The organism is Rhodococcus sp. NPDC060176 (assembly GCF_042728675.1).
GTDB lineage: Bacteria > Actinomycetota > Actinomycetes > Mycobacteriales > Mycobacteriaceae > Rhodococcus_F.
Genome location: NZ_JBHWYS010000001.1, coordinates 736,885 through 755,554, shown reverse-complemented (window position 1 = coordinate 755,554; position 18,670 = coordinate 736,885). Strand labels below are relative to the sequence as shown.

Here is an 18,670-nt window from a genome sequence, read left to right as displayed (position 1 = left end):
AGGCACAGAACTGGATTACTACCTGGGAGTGGTCACCGGCGAAACCGCGCCCTCAGGCTTCGACGCGCTTTCGGTCGACGCTCACACGTGGGCCGTGTTCACCGCCGACGGATCGGCAATCGAGTCTGTGCAGTATCTGTGGCGAGACATCTACACGGAATGGTTCCCGGCCAACCCTTTTCGCTCCGTGCCTGGTCCCGAGATAATGCGTACCGAGTACAACGACGATTACACCGTCGCACGCTTTGAACTCTGGATTCCGGTCGAGAGCGAACTGAAGGACAACGGCGCGTAAAGCAGCCGCCGGGTCGGCGGAAGTCACGACCCGGCGGCTGAGTACCCAGATGAAACAAACTGTCAGAGAATCAGTTTCGCTCCGGTCGCAGCAACCACGTCGTCGACGCTGATGCCCGGCGCCGTCTCCACCAGGCGGAGACCGTCGGCAGTCACGTCGATCACGGCCATGTCGGTGATGATTCGCTGGACGCAGCCCTTACCGGTCAACGGAAGTGAGCACTCCTCGACGATCTTGTGCTCGCCCTTCTTCGAGACGTGCTCCATCATCACGATGACGCGCTTTGCGCCGTGGACCAGATCCATCGCGCCGCCCATGCCTTTGACCATGTGGCCGGGGATCATCCAGTTCGCGAGGTCTCCGGTGGCACTGACCTGCATGGCACCGAGAACGGCAACGTCGACCTGACCGCCACGGATCATGCCGAACGAAGCGGAGGAGTCGAAGAACGACGCACCGGGGAGAACGGTGATGGTCTCCTTACCTGCATTGATCAGCTCGGGATCGAGTTCGCCCTCGGTGGGGTACGGCCCCACGCCCAGAACGCCGTTCTCCGAGTGCAATACCACGGTGATGTCGGTCGGGAGGTAGTTCGGAACCAGCGTCGGCATGCCGATGCCGAGGTTCACGTACTGCCCGTCCTCGAGTTCGCGCGCGACGCGGGCCGCCATCTCTTCGCGGGTGAGTTTGGTGGGTAGTACAGAAGTCATGCTCGTACCGTCCGATTCTCGATGCCGACCGTCACGGGGCCGACGTGGACAACACGCTGAACGTGAATGCCCGGCGTGTGGATCTCGGCGGGGTCGAGCTCACCCGGCTCTACGAGGTGCTCGACCTGCGCAATGGTGATGCGCCCCGACGTTGCTGCAGCCGGATTGAAGTTCTGGGTACTCGCGCGGTAGACGAGGTTGCCGTGCCGGTCACCTTTCCAGGCATGGACCAGTGCATAGTCGGCGACGATGCCGCGCTCCATCACGTAGGTGACGCCGTCGAAGTCACGAGTTTCCTTGGGCGGACTGGCAACTGCGATGCCGCCGCTGCCGTCGTAACGCAGTGGCAGTCCGCCGTCGGCGACCTGGGTGCCGACGCCGGCCGGGGTGAAGAACGCGGGGATGCCCGCTCCCCCGGCGCGCATGCGCTCGGCGAGCGTGCCCTGCGGCGTGAGTTCTACTTCCAGCTCACCGGAAAGGTACTGACGCGCGAACTCCTTGTTGGAGCCGACGTACGAGCTGACAGTACGACGGATACGCCCCTTCTCCAGAAGCACTCCGAGCCCGAACCCGTCGGTGCCGCAGTTGTTGCTCACCGTTTCGAGTGATGTCGCGCCCTGCTCGAGGAGCGCATCGATGAGGATTTCCGGCACTCCGACGAGCCCGAAACCTCCGACAGCGATCGTGACGCCGTCCGGCACGTCGGCGACGGCCTCGGCAGCAGTGGGAATGACTTTGTCCATCATGTCGATCACAGTAGCGCGACCCGTACGTATTGTGAACCCCCGTGCGCAGCACGAACATTTTTCGCCCCCGGCATTGCCTGGGTCACATTCACGAACTATTCTGTTCGCAGAGCGCAACACATGTACACATTGCGAACACCTTCACGTAACCGAACGACGAGGTTCCCTATGCTGCATCTACCGCCGAGGTACCAGCGGCCGACAGGCGTCAACGCCCCGGCCGATTTCGCGGACTACAAGACCACTTCTCTTCGCCACCCGAAGCAACCGCTGAAGCTGCTCCCCCAGCGCCTCACGGAGCTCACCGGGCCGGTATTCGGCGAGGACCGCGTCGGAGCCGGCGAAAACGACCTGACCATCGCCAACGGCGGCGAAGCACAGGGACAGCGCATAGTCGTCCACGGGCGCGTACTCGACGGCGACGGAAAGCCGGTCCCCCACACACTGCTCGAGGTGTGGCAGGCCAACGCCGGTGGACGCTACCGCCACACCGGCGACAACTGGCCCGCGCCGCTGGACCCGTTCTTCAACGGGCTCGGTCGCTGCGTGACCGACGCGAACGGCCACTACAGCTTCACCACGATCAAGCCCGGCGCCTACCCGTGGATGAACCACGACAACGCCTGGCGACCGGCCCACATCCATTTCTCGCTGTTCGGCACGGCATTCACGCAGCGCCTCGTGACGCAGATGTACTTCCCCGACGATCCGATGTTCTTCCAGGACCCGATCTACAACGCGGTGCCCGAAGAGGCCCGTCATCGCATGGTCAGCGTCTTCGACTACGACGCCACAGTCCCCAACTGGGCTCTCGGGTTCCGCTTCGACATCGTCCTGCGCGGCCGTAATGCCTCCGTATTCGAGAACGAGGAAGACCACGATGACTGATCACACCGCGAAGCCCGCACCCACTTATCCGGTCGTCCCCGGCGACTTCACCACTGCCCCCTTCGGTGTCACGCCCTCTCAGACCGTCGGGCCGTACTGGCACATCGGCCTCCCCTGGACGGACGGCCCCGACGCTGCCCCGAGCGATACCCCCGGACGAATCACGCTGGCCATCACGGTGATCGACGGCGCCCGTACACCCGTCGCGGACGCGATGATCGAAACATGGCAGGCCGATACGCTCGGACGCTTCAACCATCCGGACGATCCCCGTGGCGCAGTGGAGCTCACTCCGGCTGGTTTTCGCGGATTCGCCCGCAGCGCAGCGGATCCCACGGGCACTGCACTGGTTCACACCGTCAAGCCCGGTGCGCTGCCCACCGAAGCTGACGTGAGCGAAGCCCCACACGTCAACGTGTCGGTCTTTGCGCGCGGCATGCTCGACCGCCTGGTCACCCGCTTGTATTTCCCCGAGGATGCCGACGCACACGCAGCAGATCCGGTGCTGTCGTCACTGAGCGAAACCGAACGCGCGAAGTTGGTTGCAACCAAGGTCGACGGTGGGTACTCCTGGACGGTCTATGTTCAGGACGAGGACGCGAACGGCGTCGAGACGCCCTTCTTCGAACTGTAAGAGGAGTACACATGCCCACTCGCGGCGCACTGTTCGATCCGGTGTTCGGGGCCACCCGAGTAGCGGAACACCTGTCCGACCAGGCGTGGGTCACCGCGTTGCTCGACGTGGAAGCCGCGCTGAGCTGCGCGATGGCCACCGTCGGATTGGCGGACGGGGAACATTGCGCCGCGGTGGCTGCTGCAGCGGCCGAACTCTCTCAACCGGGTGGTCTGGACATCGTGGCGCTCGGCCGGGCGTCGGCAGCCGGTGGAAACCCTGTCATCCCGCTGGTGAAGATGCTTCGCGAAAGGGTGGGACAGGAAGGTGTACCTGCCTCGGTGGTGCATCCGGGAGCCACCAGCCAGGACATCATGGACTGTGCACTGATGCTGTTGACGCGACGCGCGGGCGCGGTGGTTCTTGCCGACCTGACGCGCGCCGCCGATTCCGCCGCCCACCTCGCCCGCCTCCATCGCTCCACTCCGATGGTCGCGAGAACTCTGGGCCAGCAGGCACTTCCGACCACTTTCGGCCTCCTGGCCTCGAGTTGGTTCACGGCACTCGACGCCGCCGCGATCCGCCTCGAGATCGTGCTGTCCACGTTGCCGGTTCAGTTCGGCGGCGCCGCAGGCACACTCGCTGCGTCGTATCCCGACGGGCTCAGGATCGCCGACGCGCTGGCAGACGAACTCGGCCTGGCCAGGCAGGTTGCTCCCTGGCACACCGACCGCGTGACCATCGCAGAACTCGCGACGACGCTCGGTATCGTCGCCGGCGCTGTTTCCAAGCCCGCCACCGACATCACCGTCATGGCGTCCACCGAACTCTCCGAGGTCGCCGAAAGCGCTCCGGGCGGCTCATCGGCCATGCCGCACAAGCAGAATCCCGTCGCGGCCATCACCGCCCGCGCAGCAGCGCGACGTGCTCCCGCACTGGTCGCCACAGCCCTGTCGAACATGGATCACGAATTCGCCCGCGCTGCAGGCCCCTGGCACGCCGAGTGGGAAACCGTCACCGAACTCCTGCGTCTGGCAGGCGGAGCAGCGCACCAGCTTTCCGTCAGCCTCACCGGCCTGCAAGTGCACACCGAGTCGATGGCACGCAATCTCGACATCACCGGTGGCCTGATTCTCGCCGAGCGGGTCACCCAGGCACTGTCCGCGCACACCGATCGAGCACGCGACATCGTCACAGCGGCAGCCACTTCCGGAATCAGGTTGGATCGTGATCCCGCCATCGCCGAGCACCTGAGCGAAGCGGAGATCGCCGAACTACTCGACCCCGCACACTATCTGGGCCACGCCACCGATCTGGTCGACCGTGCCCTCGCCGAACGCCCTACAGGAGGATCTCGATGAGCGTCGCGCTCAACTTTCAACAGACCGGCAATCCTGATGCTCCCGCAGTAGTTCTCCTGGGTTCACTCGGGTCCGATCTGTCCATGTGGCAGCCGCAGATTCACGCGCTGTCGAATCGGTACCGCGTCATCGCCGTCGACCATCGCGGCCATGGCAAGTCGCCGGTCCCCGCGGGCCCCTATTCCATCGCCGATCTTGCCGGCGATGTCATCGCTCTCCTCGATACGCTCGAACTCGAGTCCGTACATCTCGTTGGGCTCTCCCTCGGCGGCGCCGTCAGCCAGTGGATCGCCGCGCACCACCCCACTCGCGTCGAGACGTTGACCTTGATGTGCACGTCCGCGCAGTTCGCCCCGGCTCAGCCGTGGATCGATCGCGCCCAGGCAGTCCGAGCGGACGGAATTGCATCCATCGCGGCCGCCGTGGTCGGACGCTGGTTCACGCCGGGACTGGCCGACAACGATCCGGAACTAGTTGCCCGCCACGTCGCAATGGTCGAAGCCACACCTGACGAGGGCTATGCCGCTTGCTGCGAGGCACTTTCGGTGTGGGACGGCCGCGCCGACCTGGCCCGCATCGTCGCTCCGACGCTCCTCATCGCGGGCGAGCAGGATCCAGCGACGCCTCCGGCGACGTTGAGCGCGATCGCCGACGGTATCGCCGACGCGGTGCTGCACGTCGTTGATCCCGGCGCACACCTCACCAGCGTCGAGCAGGCCGGGCGCGTCACCAAACTACTTGCCACGCATATCGCCTCGCACACATCTGCGCTCGCCCAACGTAGCGCCGCGGTGTCGGCAGGCATGACCGTACGACGCCAGGTGCTCGGCGACGCCCACGTCGACCGTTCCATTGCTGGTGCCACCGAATTCACGGCCCCGTTCCAGGACTTCATCACTCGCACGGCGTGGGGCGACATCTGGTCACGCCCCGGCCTCGATCACCACACCCGCAGGCTCCTCACTCTCGCGATCCTCACCGCCGTCGGCAACGAACACGAACTCGACATGCACATTCGCGCTGCGCTGCGTGCCGGGATCGATCCCGACGAACTCGTGGAAGTATTTCTCCATACCGCGGTCTACGCGGGTGTGCCGAACAGCAACTTGGCTTTTGCGCTGGGAAAGCAAGCACTCGCGGACCTCTCGGCCGAACCTGAGGAGAACGAGACAACATGAGTGAGAACAGCAGCGAGCAGGCGCCGGGACCGTCCCCGGACTACGTGCAGTCGCTGGCCCGTGGGCTTTCCGTCATCAAGGCTTTCGACGGTGAGCACCCGCGTCGCACCCTCAGCGAGGTTGCCAGGCACACCGATCTCACGCGTGCGACCGCTCGCCGCTTCCTGCTCACACTCGTCGAACTCGAATACGTACGTACTGACGGTTCGGTGTTCTGGTTGACGCCTCGCGTCCTCGAACTCGGCTACAGCTACCTGTCCAGTCTGTCTCTCCCCGAGATTGCCGGGCCGCATCTGGAAGCTTTGTCCGCCAAGGTCCGTGAATCCACGTCCGTGTCGATCCTCGACGGTGACGACGTCGTCTACGTGGCTCGTGTTCCGGTCAGCCGCATCATGACGGTGTCCATCACCATCGGCACGCGCTTTCCCGCCTATGCGACGTCCATGGGCAGGGTCCTGCTCGCCGGCTTGCCGGACGACGCATTGGACGCCTACCTCGCCCGAGTGTCCTTCGCCCGGCTGACCGGCAAGACCATCTCGACCGCCGACGGACTGCGCGCCGAACTCGAGAAGATTCGCGCCGACGGATTCGCGATAGTCGATCAAGAACTCGAAGAGGGTCTGCGCTCTCTCGCCGCACCCATCCGGGACGCAACCGGTGACGTGGTCGCGGCCGTCAACATCTCCACCCAGGCTGCCCGCTACAGCGCCGAAGCTGTTCGCGATGAACTGGTTCCGGCCGCAGTCGCCACCGCAGACGCCATCTCCATCGATCTCGGACGTACTCAGTCGTCCAACAATCACTCGGCAGCTACTCGCTGATCGGGCAGACCCAAGGAAGAACCAATGTCTGACGTTGTCATCTGTGAACCGCTCCGCACCCCTGTCGGCCGCTTCGGCGGTGTATTCCGCGACGTTGCCCCGGAAGATCTCGCCTCGACGCTGATCACCGAACTCGTCACGCGTACCGGCATTTCCGGCGCGGAGATCGACGACGTCATCCTCGGCCAGGCTTCACCGAACGGCGAGGCCCCTGCGATCGGACGCATCGCGGCGCTGAACGCCGGTCTAGGTGTGGACGTTCCTGGCATGCAGGTCGATCGCCGGTGCGGATCGGGATTGCAGGCAATCATCCAGGCTGTCATGCAGGTTCAGTCCGGTGGCAGTGATCTGGTCCTCGCCGGCGGTGCCGAGTCGATGAGCCAGGCCGAGTTTTACGCGACCGGAATGCGTTGGGGCGTCAAGGGTGAGGGTGTCGCACTCAGCGATCGGCTCGCTCGTGCCCGCGTCACAGCCGGTGGACGCGACTTCCCGGTCCCCGGCGGAATGATCGAAACAGCGGAGAACCTGCGCGCCGAGTTCTCCATCAGCCGCGAAGATCAGGACGCACTCGCGGTGCAGTCCCATCAGCGTGCCGTCGCCGCACAGAAGAACGGCGTCTTCGCCGAGGAAATCGTTCCGGTATCCGTTCCGCAGCGCAAGGGTGAGGCCCTCCTCGTCGACACCGACGAGCATCCGCGCGCCGACACCTCGATGGAATCGCTTGCGCGCCTTCGACCCATGCGCGGAAAGATCGACCCCGACTCCACTGTCACGGCAGGTAATGCCAGCGGTCAGAACGACGGCGCAGCACTGGCGATCGTCACCACCGTCGATAAGGCCCGTGCTCTCGGACTGCGACCGCTCGCACGCCTGGCGAGTTGGAGCGTTGCGGGCGTTCCGCCGCGCACCATGGGCATCGGCCCCGTGCCGGCGTCGGAGAAGGCACTCGGCCGACTCGGGCTGACCCTGGAGGACATGGATGTCATCGAACTCAACGAAGCCTTTGCGGCACAGGCACTTGCAGTCCTGCGGACCTGGAAGCTCGAAGCCGACGACCCGCGCATCAACCCCAACGGCTCCGGCATCTCCCTCGGACATCCGGTCGGTGCCACGGGTGGACGAATCCTGGCCACCCTGTTGCGCGAGATGGACCGTCGCGAAGCGCGTTACGGCCTCGAGACGATGTGCATCGGCGGCGGGCAGGGCCTGGCTGCGGTGTTCGAGCGCCTGTCCTGATCAAGCCCCGACGTGTGCAACGCCGGGGTCTCCGAGTTCGCCTCGTAGACCGTCGAGAAAGACACGCAACAGGTCGGTGAGTTGGGCCTGCTGCTGCTCGGAAAGCATCGACGTCAGTTCGGCTTCACGGCCGAGAACTCGGTCCACCAATTGCTCCACCAACTCGTGGCCGGCGGCAGTGAGTGTCACGAGCACAATTCGTGACCCCTCCGCGGCGGGAGATCTCTCCACCAGACCCGCGTTTTCCGCGCGCGCGAGTCGCTGCGAGATCGCACCGGCCGTGACTCCGGTCTGCTCGGTGATCTGGCGAGTCGTCAACTGATACGGCTCGCCGGATCGCCGCAGGACGCTGAGTAGATCCAGTGTCGCCGTGTCCGCACCTGCCGAGGCAAGTACCCGTCGGCGATCTTCCCCCAGCAGCTTGGCGCACATCCACAGCCTGGTCACGATGCCGATACCTTCTACGGGCGTGCCCGGCCTCTCGCGAAGCCAGGCCAACGCAACCGCGTCCACCGCGTCGTCCGGGTTGTAGTCGCCCACCACTGCACACCTCGTTTAGCTCTAAATGATACGTTCTTCGTATAGGTCTAAACGTAGCTCACGGAGGTAGGCATGACACGCACAGTTCTGGTAACCGGCGGCGGAACAGGGATCGGGCGCGCAGTAGCGGGCGCGTTCGCCCGAGACGGAGACACAGTTTTTGTCACCGGCCGACGCACGGAACCACTCGAAAAGACCGCACGGGAGTTGGGGGCCGATGTTCACGCCGTGACGTGTGACAACTCCGACCCGAAAGGCCTGAAACGGCTGCAGGATTCGCTTCCCGGAACCATCGACGTCGTCGTTCACTGCGCCGGTGGCAACACGGACTTCGACCGCGAGGCACCGTCAGATCTGGAATCCCTGGCCACCGCGTGGCGTGCCAATCTGGACTCCAATCTGATCTCGGCAGTGTTGACCACGGCCGCAGTTCGCGATCGAATTCCCAGCGGCGGTGCCGTCATCACCATCGGATCGATCGCCGCCGACAAGGGTGCGGGTGCGTACGGCGCCGCCAAAGCCGCAGTTGCGACGTGGAATATCGACCTGGCCGCCGAACTGGGCCCCGAAGGCATCACGGCGAACATCGTCTCCCCCGGTTACATCGCTGACACCGAGTTCTTCCGAGACTTTCTGACGGACGATCGTCGCGCGATGTTGATCGAATCCACCAGCACCAAGCGCGCCGGAACTCCGGACGACATCGCGTCGGCCGTCCACTTCCTTGCCTCACCGGGTGCGCGGCAGATCACCGGTCAGGTATTGGCAGTCAACGGGGGCGAGAGAACCAGTCGCTGATCAGGCCAGGTGACGCTCGAAGAACGAGTCGATGCGTTTCCAGGCATCCTGCGCTGCAACAGGATCGGGACCGATTCCGAGGATTCGCTCCAGCGGACGAAGGACCTTGGGTCCGGCCTCCGCGTCGTTGAGGAACGCGTGGCCGGCTGTGGGGTACTCCTTGACGTCGTTCTCGATACCGGCATTGCTGAGCGCCGTCTCCAGCTTCGCTGCCGCACCCCGGAGCGAGAAGTCCTTGCCTCCGAAACTCCCGACGATCGGGCACGCATCCACCACGGCCTCATCGAGTTTGCGTGGAAGCTGACCGTAGTTGACCGAGGCAGCATCGAAATCTCCGGCGCTGACCATCGCGAAGCCACCACCCATACAGAATCCGATGACACCGATCTTTCCGGTGCAGTCCGGGGATTCCACCAGCCAACTGCGAGCGACTTCGATGTCGGTGAACGCCTTACCGTGCCCTCGAAGCATCGACGTCATGGTGGGCACGAGGCACCGCTTCGCTCCACCCGCGCTGTACAGGTCGACAGCGAGCGTCAAGAACCCCGCTGCGGCCAGTCGCTTGGCTTGCCGCTGCATTACCTCTTCGAGCCCGAAGGCCTCGTGAATCATCACTACCCCCGGCCACGGGCCGGGGGTAGTGGGGGTAGTGGGGGTTTCGAGTATCGCTCGCAGCGGTTGTGATCCGCCGACTACTGCGGCGCGGCCCGTCAGATCTATGTCCACCATGTCTCGATGCTAGGCCGAGGTAGCGTCCGCAGGCTCGGAAGCGAGGTCAGGCGAGCTGTTTCCCCTGGCCTGCCGCGAGTCCGGTCAAGACCTCCGCGAGTTGAGGCAAAGCGTAGGGCGCGCTCAGTGGACCGAAATTGTCGACGAAGGCATTCGAGAGCAGAAGTTCGACAGGCGCGTAGGCTCGCGCCTTCACGGCGGGGAGGTTCTGGAAGACTGCGAAGTTCTCCAACCTCGCCGTCGCCTCCGGATCAGAAGCGAGGCTGAGCAGAATGTCTGCGGGCGCGAGTACTTCGGCCTGCTCAATCGACAGCGCAGCCATCTGCTCGGCGTTGTATCCGCGATAGTTGAGTCCGAGTTCGCGCAGCAGAACCCCGGGCGCACTGGCATCACCTTGCACGTACAACTGGTCGCCGTACATCGAGCCGATCATGATCGCCTTGCCACCCAAACCGTTCAGCGAAGCAGCGGTATCGGCGATGAGAGCGTCGGTCCGGGCGATCGCCGCCGTAGCAGCCTCGTCGACAAAAGCGGCCTGCCCGACCGTGGCGACGCCGTCCCGCCACGACGTGGTCCAGTCCAACGCCACGACCGGCGCGATCTGACTGAGCTTCTCAGCCGCCGGTTCGAGATAAGTCTTCATTCCGATGATGAGGTCCGGCGAGTAGCGCGCGATGATTTCCGGGTTGATTTCGCCTGTGGTGTCGAAGCTTTCGAGATCAGCTATTCCCGCGGTGCTCTGCCACGGCAGAGCGCCGCGGTCCCACGCTCCAGTATTGCCGTAGGCGACGGGGTGCACGCCGAGGGACAGGAGAAATTCGAGATCCGTGAAGTCGCTGGCGACAACGATCCTTTCCGGCTTTCCCGAGATCGTCGTGGTCCCGAGCGCGTTGATCACCTGGCGTTGCTCGCCGGCGTCAGCGGAATCTGACGACGTCGAACAACCCGCAAGGATGGCCGCCGCTGCCGCTGCGCCTACACCGAAGAACCCGCGGCGGTTGAGCTGATCCACAAGGTCAGCAGTCGTGGGTGATTCGCGAATCGTTCCGTACATGTGCGCACTCTCCTACTCGGCGTCTGCTGCGCGCGCCGAGGGCACAGCGAATGAGAGGTTAGCCCACCCTCAGCTCCCATGGGGTCCCTACGTTGTCGACTTCGAACGATCCGAGCGCGAGAACCGCGCTGGGCAGCTTTCTCGCTGGTCTAGCCCCGCAGGCTGGCATGCGAGCCACGAGTCCAGGCCTTCGACGGATTGATCAGACAAGTGCCGAAGATCGGTATCCCTCCTCCTTGTCGGCCCCTGACAAACTCGCTTCTGCACGTCGCCCACCGTTCGACTTGCGCGGCATGGGAGGATAGACACATCGAGATCGGGACTTCGATGTGAGGGCCCGGATCGAGTTTGTAGGGAGTATCGGTATGGCACAGGGCATCGTGAAGTGGTTCAACGGCGAAAAGGGCTTTGGTTTCATCGCTCCCGACGACGGAACACCGGACGTGTTCGTTCATTACTCTGAAATCTCGGGCAACGGCTACAAGTCGCTCGACGAGAACCAGCGTGTGGAGTTCGAGGTTGGCCAGGGCCAGAAGGGTCCTCAGGCCACCAATGTGCGCGCTGTCTAATCAGTGACACAAGAAGAGGGCTGCACCCGCAAGGGTGCGGCCCTCTTCTGCATCAGGCTCACACATGAATCACTGATCCTGAATGACGGCCAAAGCTCCCACGATGTTCGACTCCGCAACCGATTTCGAGATTCCGAGGTCAGCCAGAACACCTGATCCGTCTTCGAGTTCGAGTAGTGCGAGCAGGATGTGCTCGGTGCCGATGTAGTTGTGGCCCAGGCGAAGAGCCTCACGGAACGTCAGTTCCAGAACCTTGCGCGCACGAGCGTCGTACGGAATGAGTTCTGGTAGTTCGGAAGTCGGAGCCGGTAGTACACAGGCCACCGCGTCCCGAACGGAGCCAAGCTCCACCCCCTGCGCGACTATCGCCTTCGCAGCCAACCCGGCAGGCTCCTCGACAAGCCCCAGGAGCAGGTGCTCAGGCTGGATCTCTGCGTTGCCGGCAGCGCGGGCTTCGTTCTGCGAGGCCATGACGACGTTCTTCGCCCGCGGGGTGAACCGGTTGAACCCTTCGTTCGGATCCATCGGCTTCTGATCACTCGGCGCCTTGGGAACAAACCGCTTCTGCGCAGCCTGCTTCGAGACACCCATGCTCGCGCCGATCTCCGTCCACGACGCTCCCGACCTGCGCGCCTGGTCGACGAAGTGGCCGATCAGATGGTCTGCAACTTCACCGAGATGATCAGCGGCGATCACGGCGTCGGACAGTTGGTCGAGCGCGTCGGTGTGCACCTTTTTGATCGCGTCGATGAGGTCGTCGAGCCGGACCTTGTTGGTCATTTCCACTGGTTTGCTCATGCGTCAACCTTAGGTTGACGCACTCGAAAACGTCAACCCCGAGTTGACGATGATTTCTTGTTGCCGCCAAACGACTAACCGGAAAAGAACTCGCGCAAAGCCGGAAGAATGGCGCCATCAGCGACGCCGTGACCCTGGCCGGGGATCTCCAAAGTATTTGTTCCCGAGACTTTTGCGGCGATTCGCATTGCCGAAGCAGGCGCCCATCGACCACTGTCACCGCCGTACATAACCAACGTGGGGACGGTAATCGAGGCCAGCCAGTCGAGCGACTCGCAGCCGTGGTCACACACAGCGACGTCATAGGGCAAGGTGTGCGCGATGGCGCACATGTCGGGCCAATCGGCACTCCGCTTGATCTCGTCGACCATCTCCGGAGACGCGCCGGTCAGGTCCAGAAAACGGGTCACAGCACCCTCCCTGTCGCCGGCCGCAATCAACCGCTCCAGATCACTTTGGACGGTTTCGTCCTGCTGGTCGTCCATGTACGGCGCCTCGTAGACGGCGAGCTTACGCATCGGAACGGCCTGCGCAGCGGCTTCCAACGCCAGCGCCGCACCCGACGACAATCCGTAGACCAGCGGTGTTTCACCGGTGGCCGCGACGACTGCTCGCAAATCCTCCACCTCGTCGTCGATCGAGAACGCGTGGCTGTCACTGCTGTCCCCGCGCCCGCGCCTGTCGTACGAATACACCGTGAAGTCCGCCGCCAACTCCGCAGCGAGAGAATCGAACCATCCTCGATCGCAGAACGCTCCGGCGACCAGGACTACTGCTGGTCCGGCACCGGAGCGTTCGTACGCGATGGTCGTACCGTCGCGGGATTGCACCACCTCTGGGGATTGCTCTGTTTTCACGTCGATCTCCTCAGGTCTGGTCAACGCCTACCTGATTAGACCGCCCGCGCTACCGAAACTCATCGCTCCAGTCGGCAGGGGCTTCAGCCGATTTTGTTGTAGAGGGCATCCCAGCCCTGCGCCACGTAGGAAATCGTGTAGATCGAACCGTAGAACGTGGAGCCACCCAGACTGGTGACGTTGCCCGCCTGCACTGCCGGGAGTCGCTGCCACAGCTTGCTCGCCACCAATGCCTGGTACGCCGCACTGTCCTCGTTTTCGGTGATCATGAAGCCGTCGACGCCGGCCAGCACGTCGAGGCCCTCGAGGCTGACCCCGCCCTCGGGATCAAGCCCCTCCGAGGTGGCAGTTTTGCCACCGATGTCGCCGAGCGTCATGTCGCTGGGCTTGTCGCCCTTCTCAGAGGTACGGATGCTCGTGACGTACAGCGTGTTCGTGTCGGGCATGAACGAGACACTGGCGACGGTCTTGGACGCAATCTTCTCGGCATGACGACTGCGGATGTCGGAAATCAGATTGTCGTAGTCGAGCGTCAATCGATCGAGTGTGGCCGTTCGACCGAGCCAGCCCGACAGCCGCGAGAGGTTGGTGCGCCAGTCGTCGGTGAACTCTGTCGTCAGAACCGGTGCGATGGTGGACATCTCGGCCACCGGCCACCACTCGCTCTCGTAGTTCAGGCACACGATCAGGTCGGGCTCGAGCGCCAAGATCTGCTCGCGGTTGGGGATCTCCGACAGGAACGGTACCGACGAATCGATAGGCACCCACGGCGTCGCCTGGGCGTACGTGTAGCCGACGAGCGGAAGTTCCAGAGCTACAGCAGGTTCGAGGTCGAGCCGAGAGTCGATCGCGACAACTCTCTTCGGATTGACAGGAATGTCGTATGTTCCGAGAGGTGTCGTCACGGAACGCATTTCGGTTTCGCCCGAACTGCTTCCGCTGTCACCGCACGCCGCCAGGAACGCGCCCAGTCCGGCGATTCCGGCGCCGAAGCCGAATTGCCGACGAGTGAGATCCGAGACGAGGCGGTTGTCGGAGTAACCCTCGGGAAGCAAGAGCGTGGATTGAGCGGGCATGCGTGTCGAACCTCCAGAAGAAATGATTCATCCACTGTTGGGAGCGGATAAGGATGCCCTAACAGCGTACGCAGAGAGGGTCGTCGCGATCGGCCCAGAAATAGTCGAATCAGGCCAAATCGAGCCGCCCTACTTGTCGAGCTTGCGCATCTCGACGAAGTAGACCGCGCTGAACGCGAGGTAGGTGCCGACGATTCCGAGAACCGAGATGATCAGGACGAGAGCAAAAAACATAGCCATGATGGTCTCCACTGACACGGGTTGTTCACGATGTCGATCGAGAGAAAATGGCTTCGAACTGCGGCGTTGCGACTCGAAGCGGTGCCGAAACTTTGGGTTACACACACCACGGTAGCCCCAGGCGTCTCGAGTTTCGATGAACTCGAGGTGAACTCTCCTACGGCTGCGTCACACTTTTTGTCGGACGGTCAGTTCGGTCCGAGCACCTGCCCGGACCACTCGACCAAAGGCGTCAGTGCGCGCCACGCCTTGCGAACTTCCTTCAATGTCCTGGCGCTGTCCAGCCACGGCGGACTTGGGTAAGTACGACCAGCAGTCAGCGACTTGTGACGCAGCAACTCGATTCGCGGGTGGTCCACCGTGTACCCGCGAGGCGCAGTCTTGAGCTTGTCGCCGCCGATCGTGAATCCGGCCTTCTCGACGGAGGCCAGGATCTTCTCGAGCTCCGGTCCCCGAACGTCGTCGTCGACAGCCGCACGATAACGCGCGATGGTCTCCGAGCTGCTGGCGTAGAACCCGCCGGCCACCATCAACCCTGCTGCGTCGATCTGCACGTAGTAGCCACAGCTCTCGGCGAGACCGACGAACGCGCCCTGATGCGTCTTGTACGGAATCTTGTCCTTCGAGAATCGAACGTCACGATACGGCCGAAAGAGCTTGGCTGAGCCGAATTCGTCTTCCAACGCTGCGGTCAACGACGCCATCGGACGACGAACTACCTCGTCGTACGTCTCCTTGTGCGCTGCCCACCACGTCTTGCTGTTGTCGGCCTCTAGGTCTTCGTAGAAATCGAGTGCAGCAACGGGTATGCCAGTGAACGCAGCCATGTCGTAAGCCTAGTCCGAGCTGACACGCACAACCGACTTGTCATCCGAATGGACTCTTGCCGCGCCCGCGAATTGACCGAAACATGGCCAGGTGGAACAACAATTACTCACGGAGGGAACACATGACACCGAGACTGTCGGTATTCACGGATCTACTGGCCCAAGAAGTCTTCCAACCAACCCCGGTGGTAGTGGAAGCCCCAGTCAACATTCCCGTTCTTGTCATCGCCGTCATCGCGTTGGTGACTGCGATAGCAGCACTTGCTGTGGCACTTTCGGCTCGCATGCGTGCCGCTGCCGCACCGCGATCCGCCGCGGCTCAACAATACGGATCAGTGCAAGCTTCGCAGAGCCCTCCACCGGCACCGCCCACCGGTTGGCACCCACACCAATAGAACCCAACCAAGTCAACCGCGTATCCCTGGCATCAAAGAGGTGTTGCCCTGCAACGATGCCCGGATCGCCCGGAATCCGTAGACTGCATGGGGATGATTTCCGAAATACAAGCATGGGAACTGACCGACACCAACCGAGACTGGCTGATTCACCGACCTGTCGAGATCGCAATCTACGTGGCGCTCGCAGTAGTGCTGCGCTTCGCACTGCACCGCGGGATCGACCGAATGTCGAAGCCCCGCAAGTCTCCGAACGCCAAGGTGAACGAACGCAGATCGCAGCGGGCGCGGACCATCGGTTCGGTACTCAAATCGACGGTGTCCATCGTGATCCTCGTCTGGTGTGTGCTACAGATTCTCGGCATCCTCGGGATCAACGTCGCGCCGTTCATCGCATCAGCCGGCGTCATCGGTCTTGCCATCGGTTTCGGTGCACAGAACCTGGTGCGTGACTTCCTCTCCGGCATCTTCATGCTGCTCGAGGATCAGTACGGCGTCGGCGACGTCGTCGATCTCGGCGACGCGGTCGGGACCGTCGAAACAGTGGGCCTGCGTGTCACCACGATTCGAGATGTCAACGGCACCTTGTGGTACTGCCGCAACGGCGAAATCCTGCGAGTCGGCAACATGAGTCAGGGTTACGCCACTGCCGTTCTCGATCTCCCGATCGCCCACAACGCGAACGTGCACAAAGCGTGCGAGGTGGCGACGCGAGCTGTCCTCGAGGCGGCGGAGTCCGAACCGATCAGGGCGGACATGATCGACAAGCCTGAGATGCTGGGAGTCAATTCGGTTACTGCCGAGGCGATTACCATCCGAGTGACGGCGCAGGTCAAGCCTGGCCGCCAATGGGCGGTCCAGCGCGCGTTTGCGCGCTCGGCACTGACTGCATTCGAAGAGCAGGGTATCGAGGCACCCTACCTGCCTGTGTTGCGATGATTGTTGGGACGGAGTCAGCAGCCCTTCCCATTAACTACGCGAGCCCCCGGCGCGGTGGATACCGCCGGGGGCTCGCTTGTGTCTAAAGCGTAATTCAGACGGTGGAGGTCGAGACCTCCCGGTTTGCCGATGTGTTACCAAAAACCCTGTGCAGGAACATCGTCAGAGCAATGGCTGCCACGATCCCGATCAGCGGCGGGATTCCCACCTCGAACTCACCGGAAAGCCAGGCGAGGAACGCTGCGACGGCATAACCGGCGAGGTTGCGCCAGTGCACCGGTCGCGGGATGTAATCCTCGGGAATGCCGCGCCGCCACCGGCACAGGAAATCCGCGATGATCACGCCGCCCAACGGCGGGATGAATGTTCCGAGCAGGCTCAGATAGTCGACGAGATGGTTATGCACACCGGTCAGAGCGAGTGCCGTGCCGATCACACATCCACCGATGACGAACGGAGTCTTGCGGGGCTTTCTGAACAATTCGGCGCCGGCCACCCCGAAGGCGTATGCGGTGTCGGCGTTGCTCTTCCAGAGATTCCCGAACAGTAAGACCAGGCCCCAGCCGACAAGCCCGAGGTTGTAGAGAATCAGCACGAAGTCACCCTCGTGGAACGTGATAGCTCCGATGGCGCCGAACAGGATCATCAACCCGTTTCCGAGGAGGAACCCGATAACGCAGGCCCACACCGCTTGTGATCCGGAACGGGCAAATCTGGTCCAGTTGGGCGCCTGCGTTCCCGCCGATACAAACGTGCCGACCACCGTGGTGATTGCGAGCGCGATCGTCATGGTCGTCGCGGATTGAACCGATACCAGGCCGGAGAATCCACCGACTTCTTCGAGGGACCGGAATACGACCCAGCAGGCCAACGCGAGGATCAAGGGCGTCGAGACTAGCGAGACCCAATACATTCCGCGGTAGCCATAGCAGGCGGTGATGCACATCAAGATGCTCGCCGCGATCATCACCGACGCCCTGGCGAGATAGGAATCCCAGCCCAATGCCTGCGCGGTGAGATCGCCGATCGTTCCGATGATCACTCCGTACCAGCCGATCTGGGTACCTCCGAGCAGGATCGAAGCGAGCTTGGACCCGCGAGTGCCGAAACTGTAGCGCGCCATCACAACTGTTGTCAGTCCGGTTCGGGCTCCGACGAACCCCATCATGGCGACGTACACCCCCAAGATGGCAGATCCGGCGGCGATCACCACCATCAGTTTCCAGAACGAGAACGCGGTACCGAGCGCCGCTCCGGCCAACATCGTCGGCGTGAAGATGGTGAACCCCAACAACACCACCGCGAGCGAGAAGAACGGCTTCCGTGCATGAAGTGGAACCGGAGTAACGGGATAGTCCGGATCGACCGGAGGGCCGGCACTCTCCGAATCACCTGCGACCGTGGCGGGTTCGACGGCGCTGCTCATACAACTTCGCCGATGTCTTCGAGCCACAGGCCCGGGCGCTCGGCCAGCATGCGGTCCATCAATGCCACGCACTCTGCGTCGTCGACGACGTCGATCTGAATTCCGCTGCTACGCAACCATTCTTCCGACGACTCGAAGGATCGATTCTCGCCGACGACGATTCGAGGGATCTCGTAGAGACGAGCAGTTCCAGCGCACATGAAGCACGGCGACAAAGTCGTGTAGAGGACGCACTCGCGATACACCGAGGCCGGGAGCCGACCGGCTCGCTCGATGCAGTCGGTCTCGCCGTGACGGATGGCGCTGTTCATCTGGACCCGACGGTTGCGTCCAACTGCAAGCACCTCGCCGCGATGAATCAGTGCCGCGCCGATCGGCACGCCGCCCTCCTCCCAACCCATCTTCGCCTGTTCGATCGCTAGCCCGAGGAAATACTCATCGGTGTCTGCCGGGTGGTTCATGTGCGCTCCTGGAGTCTGACCAAAATCATTGAATGTGGCTCGTGTCACAATCCGACCACGGTCGTAATACCCCGACAAGGGACAACCTGTCAGTTCGGCAGAACTAGCTCTAT

At 63.0% G+C, this 18,670-nt stretch carries 21 protein-coding genes and 1 pseudogene; 11 read left to right on the top strand and 11 right to left on the bottom strand.

The annotated features are described in order from the left end of the window. Positions 1-7: 7 nt before the first annotated feature. Positions 8-295: pseudogene (locus ACFWEM_RS03595) on the top strand (GyrI-like domain-containing protein); the annotation flags it as partial. Between the two features lie 62 nt (positions 296-357). Here the strand turns inward: ACFWEM_RS03595 and ACFWEM_RS03590 are convergent. Next, positions 358-1,005 carry a CoA transferase subunit B gene (locus ACFWEM_RS03590; protein ID WP_378531231.1) on the bottom strand — a complete coding sequence of 216 codons (648 nt, stop codon included), beginning with the start codon at positions 1,003-1,005 and terminating at the stop codon, positions 358-360. Next, the gene (locus ACFWEM_RS03585; protein ID WP_030536554.1) at positions 1,002-1,748 is read right to left on the bottom strand and encodes a CoA transferase subunit A; all 747 of its coding nucleotides are present in this window, start codon (positions 1,746-1,748) and stop codon (positions 1,002-1,004) included. The genes ACFWEM_RS03590 and ACFWEM_RS03585 overlap by 4 nt, the downstream gene beginning before the upstream one ends. A 171-nt stretch (positions 1,749-1,919) precedes the next feature. Here ACFWEM_RS03585 and pcaH point away from each other — a divergent pair, with 171 nt between their 5' ends. From pcaH to ACFWEM_RS03555, 6 genes are read left to right on the top strand one after another with little or no spacing between them, the layout of a single operon-like run. Next, complete coding sequence (gene pcaH, locus ACFWEM_RS03580) at positions 1,920-2,639, top strand: protocatechuate 3,4-dioxygenase subunit beta (protein WP_095972088.1); 720 nt, start codon at positions 1,920-1,922, stop codon at positions 2,637-2,639. Further along, positions 2,632-3,273, top strand: a complete 642-nt coding sequence (gene pcaG / locus ACFWEM_RS03575) for a protocatechuate 3,4-dioxygenase subunit alpha (RefSeq protein ID WP_378531228.1) — start codon at positions 2,632-2,634, stop codon at positions 3,271-3,273. Before pcaH ends, pcaG begins: the two co-directional genes overlap by 8 nt. Before the next feature lie 11 nt (positions 3,274-3,284). Then, complete coding sequence (gene pcaB, locus ACFWEM_RS03570; protein WP_378531226.1) at positions 3,285-4,613, top strand: 3-carboxy-cis,cis-muconate cycloisomerase; 1,329 nt, start codon at positions 3,285-3,287, stop codon at positions 4,611-4,613. Then, a complete protein-coding gene (gene pcaD, locus ACFWEM_RS03565; protein ID WP_378531224.1) occupies positions 4,610-5,791 on the top strand; it encodes a 3-oxoadipate enol-lactonase in 1,182 nt (393 codons plus the stop codon). Before pcaB ends, pcaD begins: the two co-directional genes overlap by 4 nt. Beyond that, positions 5,788-6,612, top strand: coding sequence for an IclR family transcriptional regulator C-terminal domain-containing protein (locus tag ACFWEM_RS03560; protein WP_378531222.1), 825 nt, complete (start codon positions 5,788-5,790; stop codon positions 6,610-6,612). The genes pcaD and ACFWEM_RS03560 overlap by 4 nt, the downstream gene beginning before the upstream one ends. A 24-nt stretch (positions 6,613-6,636) precedes the next feature. Then, on the top strand, positions 6,637-7,848 hold the full coding sequence (locus ACFWEM_RS03555) for an acetyl-CoA C-acetyltransferase (protein ID WP_378531220.1): 1,212 nt from the start codon (positions 6,637-6,639) through the stop codon (positions 7,846-7,848). Here the strand turns inward: ACFWEM_RS03555 and ACFWEM_RS03550 are convergent, their stop codons facing one another. Next, positions 7,849-8,388, bottom strand: coding sequence for a MarR family winged helix-turn-helix transcriptional regulator (locus tag ACFWEM_RS03550; RefSeq protein WP_378531218.1), 540 nt, complete (start codon positions 8,386-8,388; stop codon positions 7,849-7,851). 72 nt (positions 8,389-8,460) lie between these two features. Between ACFWEM_RS03550 and ACFWEM_RS03545 the strand changes: the two genes are divergently transcribed. Next, entirely contained in the window at positions 8,461-9,186 is a 726-nt protein-coding gene (locus tag ACFWEM_RS03545) for an SDR family NAD(P)-dependent oxidoreductase (protein ID WP_378531216.1), read from the top strand. On the opposite strand, the gene ACFWEM_RS03540 is transcribed toward ACFWEM_RS03545, so the two are convergent. Then, complete coding sequence (locus tag ACFWEM_RS03540) at positions 9,187-9,915, bottom strand: dienelactone hydrolase family protein (RefSeq protein ID WP_378531214.1); 729 nt, start codon at positions 9,913-9,915, stop codon at positions 9,187-9,189. It abuts the gene before it with no gap. A gap of 46 nt (positions 9,916-9,961) precedes the next feature. After that, positions 9,962-10,969, bottom strand: a complete 1,008-nt coding sequence (locus ACFWEM_RS03535) for an ABC transporter substrate-binding protein (RefSeq protein ID WP_378531212.1) — start codon at positions 10,967-10,969, stop codon at positions 9,962-9,964. Between the two features lie 365 nt (positions 10,970-11,334). On the opposite strand from ACFWEM_RS03535, the gene ACFWEM_RS03530 reads away from it, so the two are divergent. Next, on the top strand, positions 11,335-11,538 hold the full coding sequence (locus ACFWEM_RS03530; protein ID WP_003939930.1) for a cold-shock protein: 204 nt from the start codon (positions 11,335-11,337) through the stop codon (positions 11,536-11,538). A gap of 69 nt (positions 11,539-11,607) precedes the next feature. Here ACFWEM_RS03530 and ACFWEM_RS03525 read toward each other — a convergent pair whose 3' ends face one another. From ACFWEM_RS03525 to ACFWEM_RS03510, 4 genes are all read right to left on the bottom strand, one after another. After that, positions 11,608-12,336, bottom strand: a complete 729-nt coding sequence (locus tag ACFWEM_RS03525; protein ID WP_378531210.1) for a Clp protease N-terminal domain-containing protein — start codon at positions 12,334-12,336, stop codon at positions 11,608-11,610. A 74-nt stretch (positions 12,337-12,410) separates the two neighbouring features. Then, complete coding sequence (locus tag ACFWEM_RS03520) at positions 12,411-13,193, bottom strand: alpha/beta fold hydrolase (protein ID WP_378531208.1); 783 nt, start codon at positions 13,191-13,193, stop codon at positions 12,411-12,413. Between the two features lie 83 nt (positions 13,194-13,276). Next, positions 13,277-14,269 (bottom strand): ABC transporter substrate-binding protein, encoded by a 993-nt coding sequence (locus tag ACFWEM_RS03515; RefSeq protein WP_378531205.1) that lies wholly within the window; start codon positions 14,267-14,269, stop codon positions 13,277-13,279. A 428-nt stretch (positions 14,270-14,697) separates the two neighbouring features. Beyond that, a complete protein-coding gene (locus tag ACFWEM_RS03510) occupies positions 14,698-15,336 on the bottom strand; it encodes a DUF2461 domain-containing protein (protein ID WP_378531203.1) in 639 nt (212 codons plus the stop codon). 122 nt (positions 15,337-15,458) lie between these two features. Between ACFWEM_RS03510 and ACFWEM_RS03505 the strand changes: the two genes are divergently transcribed. Continuing rightward, entirely contained in the window at positions 15,459-15,731 is a 273-nt protein-coding gene (locus ACFWEM_RS03505) for a hypothetical protein (RefSeq protein WP_378531201.1), read from the top strand. Between the two features lie 93 nt (positions 15,732-15,824). Then, positions 15,825-16,670 carry a mechanosensitive ion channel family protein gene (locus ACFWEM_RS03500; RefSeq protein WP_003939801.1) on the top strand — a complete coding sequence of 282 codons (846 nt, stop codon included), beginning with the start codon at positions 15,825-15,827 and terminating at the stop codon, positions 16,668-16,670. Between the two features lie 94 nt (positions 16,671-16,764). On the opposite strand, the gene codB is transcribed toward ACFWEM_RS03500, so the two are convergent. After that, positions 16,765-18,096: a cytosine permease gene (codB, locus tag ACFWEM_RS03495; protein WP_378531199.1), complete on the bottom strand. Its 1,332-nt coding sequence runs from the start codon at positions 18,094-18,096 to the stop codon at positions 16,765-16,767. Then, positions 18,093-18,557: a nucleoside deaminase gene (locus ACFWEM_RS03490; protein ID WP_378531197.1), complete on the bottom strand. Its 465-nt coding sequence runs from the start codon at positions 18,555-18,557 to the stop codon at positions 18,093-18,095. Before ACFWEM_RS03490 ends, codB begins: the two co-directional genes overlap by 4 nt. Positions 18,558-18,670: the final 113 nt, after the last annotated feature.